2 protein-coding genes are annotated in these 2,631 nt (G+C 34.0%); both read left to right on the top strand.

Annotation, left to right across the window (positions count from 1 at the left end):
- Positions 1-96: 96 nt before the first annotated feature.
- Complete coding sequence (locus B4H39_RS09935) at positions 97-882, top strand: ParB/RepB/Spo0J family partition protein (RefSeq protein WP_251422221.1); 786 nt, start codon at positions 97-99, stop codon at positions 880-882.
- Between the two features lie 258 nt (positions 883-1,140).
- Positions 1,141-2,499 (top strand): chromosomal replication initiator protein DnaA, encoded by a 1,359-nt coding sequence (dnaA, locus tag B4H39_RS09930; RefSeq protein WP_202230118.1) that lies wholly within the window; start codon positions 1,141-1,143, stop codon positions 2,497-2,499.
- The last annotated feature ends 132 nt before the right edge of the window (positions 2,500-2,631 follow it).

The raw sequence follows: 2,631 nt of genomic DNA, 5'->3' as shown, positions 1-2,631 counted from the left end.
TTATATGTATTCGGATATCCCCGCTGTTGTCTAATTTCTGAACTAGTATTTTTATGCTTTTTACTTCTTTTTTCTATTTTGTGGTATCATTAGCGCATGGAAGAAAAAATTTATCAATTAAATATAGAAGAAATCAGTAAAAATCCATATCAACCACGTAAAAATTTTGATAGTGATAAATTAAGGGAGTTAGCCCAATCCATAGAAGTAAGTGGTGTACTGCAGCCCATAATAGTTCGTAAGAGTAGTCTCTTTGGTTATGAACTTCTTGCGGGAGAACGGCGGTTACGTGCTGCAAAATTGGCAAATCTCGATAAGATCCCTGCAATTATTCGGATGTATTCAGATGATGATATGATGATTCTTTCTATTTTAGAAAATCTTCAACGTGATGATATGAGTCCTTTGGATGAGGCGAAAAGTATTCGAAAAATCATCGATAAAAGTTCCATGACACATGATGAAGTAGCCAAGTATCTTGGTAAGTCTCGTTCTTATATTTCAAATCTTCTCAGAATTTTAAAACTTCCTCATAGCATCCTTCTATTACTAGGAGATAAAAAAATAAGTTTAGCTCACGCTCGCACGCTTCTTGCTGAAGAAAATGAAGAAAAACAAGTTCTCTTGGCACAAAAAATTGTCAAAGAAAAGCTTAATGTTCGTCAACTTGAGGATATTATTTATAGAAAATCAAATAAAAAGATAAACAATAAGAAAAACATTTATATAGAAGAAAAGGAAAAAGAAATTACAAAATATCTAGGTATAAGTAATAAAATTTCGTATGATAAAAAACGACAAAAAGGGAAAATTGAACTCCAGTTTGATAGCTTAGAAAAACTAGAAGATATTTTGGAAATACTCACAAAAAATTCACAGTAAAGAGACTGTGAATTTTTTTATCCCAAACTTTATTCACATATTTTCAATTTTCCTTTTTTGTGGAAAAGTAACTAAACGCCGTAATAACCCTCGTTCACCTTGTGGAAAACTTCCCCTCTATCCACATTATCCACAATTTTGTGAATAGTTTTCCACTTTTGTGGAAAACTTGTGATTTTTTTTTAACAACGGTGGATAAATAGTTATCAACATGATATAATAGATTCTACTTAATTTTAATATATTTAGAGGAAAAATATGACTCTCCAAAAAGAAAAAAAGGAATTTTGGACGAGAGTAAAGGAATTAGCGAAAAAAAATATCAAACCACAGTCTTATGATTTTTTCATTGAGCCTGCCCAACTTTTAGAAATTGAAAATGACATTGCTACCATCATCGTTGGTGCAAAATTTCATAAAGATTTTTGGCGGAGTCAAGAAGGTCTTATCAGTACAGCAGGGTTTGAAGTTTTTGATCGTCCAATTCGTTTCAATTTACTTTCAGAAGAAGAAGTTTCAGAAAAAATTGAACAAGAAATGAATGAGCCAGATAGTTTGGATGAAGCTCCAGCACTTGCTACTCCTGAATTTACAAGATTAAATCCAAAGTATGTTTTTGACAATTATATTCAAGGTGAAGGTAACAAGTGGGCGAAAGCAGCAGCTTTTGCTGTAGCTGACAAACCAGGTGATGTCTATAATCCTCTCTTTATCTACGGAGGATCAGGGCTAGGAAAAACTCATCTGATGCACGCTATTGGTAATGAAATTTTAAAAGATAATCCTCATTCCAAGGTAAAATACGTGTCTGCAGAAACTTTTGTCAATGATTATGTCAATGCAACACGCAAGGGACAAATGGCGAAATTTGAAGAAACCTATCGTAATTTAGATATACTTCTTCTTGATGACGTTCAGTTCTTTAGTGATAAAGAAGGTACTCAAAATGAGTTCTTCAATACTTTCAATACTCTTCATGATCGTGGTGCCCAGATTGTCTTAACTTCAGATCGTATCCCACAAGAATTAAATAAGCTTGAAGAACGTTTAGTTACTCGCTTTTCTTGGGGACTGACTACTGACATCACTGCTCCAGACTATGAAACACGCATGGCTATTCTACAGACAAAATCTGAGAGTAGTAATCTTGAATTTCCTCAGGAAACACTGAGCTATATTGCTGGTCAAATTGATTCCAATGTCCGAGAACTTGAAGGTGCGCTCAATCGCGTTGAGTTTGTTGCCAAAACAAATAATCAGACGATTGTTAATATTGATACTGCCAGCGAAGCTTTACGGTCCCTAAAGAGTAATATGCAACAACCTTTATCAAATCTTACAGTCAAAAAAATTCAAGATGAAGTTGCAAAATACTATCATATTTCAACGGCAGACTTAGTCGGTCCTAAACGGCCAAAAGAAATTGCATTTCCGAGACAAATTGCAATGTATTTAATTCGTGAACTTTTAGCTCTCAGCCTCCCTGCTATTGGAAATGAGTTTGGGGGACGTGATCACACAACGGTCATGTATGCGCACAAGCAAATCAGTGAGAAAATGAAAAATGACATTGATGTTCAAAAAGATGTTGATGCCATCAAACGTCTCTTCCAGTAAGAAATTATTACTGTGGAAAACTTTTGTAAATTTCCTAAAGTTATCCTCCAGTTATTCACAGTGGAAAACTTAGCTTAATTCATATTTTAGCGTTTATCCCCATACTCACATAGCCTACTACTATTACTAATA

This window comes from Lactococcus sp. UBA7128 (genome assembly GCF_002492185.1).
Taxonomy (GTDB): domain Bacteria; phylum Bacillota; class Bacilli; order Lactobacillales; family Streptococcaceae; genus Lactococcus; species Lactococcus muris.
Note: the sequence above shows the minus strand (reverse complement) of the source record. Positions and strands in the feature narration are given on the sequence as shown.

Excerpts from the sequence above, each read along its gene's own strand:
- B4H39_RS09935 (WP_251422221.1), top strand. The coding sequence starts at position 97 with ATGGAAGAAAAAATTTATCAATTAAATATAGAAGAAATCAGTAAAAAT.
- dnaA (WP_202230118.1), top strand. The coding sequence starts at position 1,141 with ATGACTCTCCAAAAAGAAAAAAAGGAATTTTGGACGAGAGTAAAGGAA.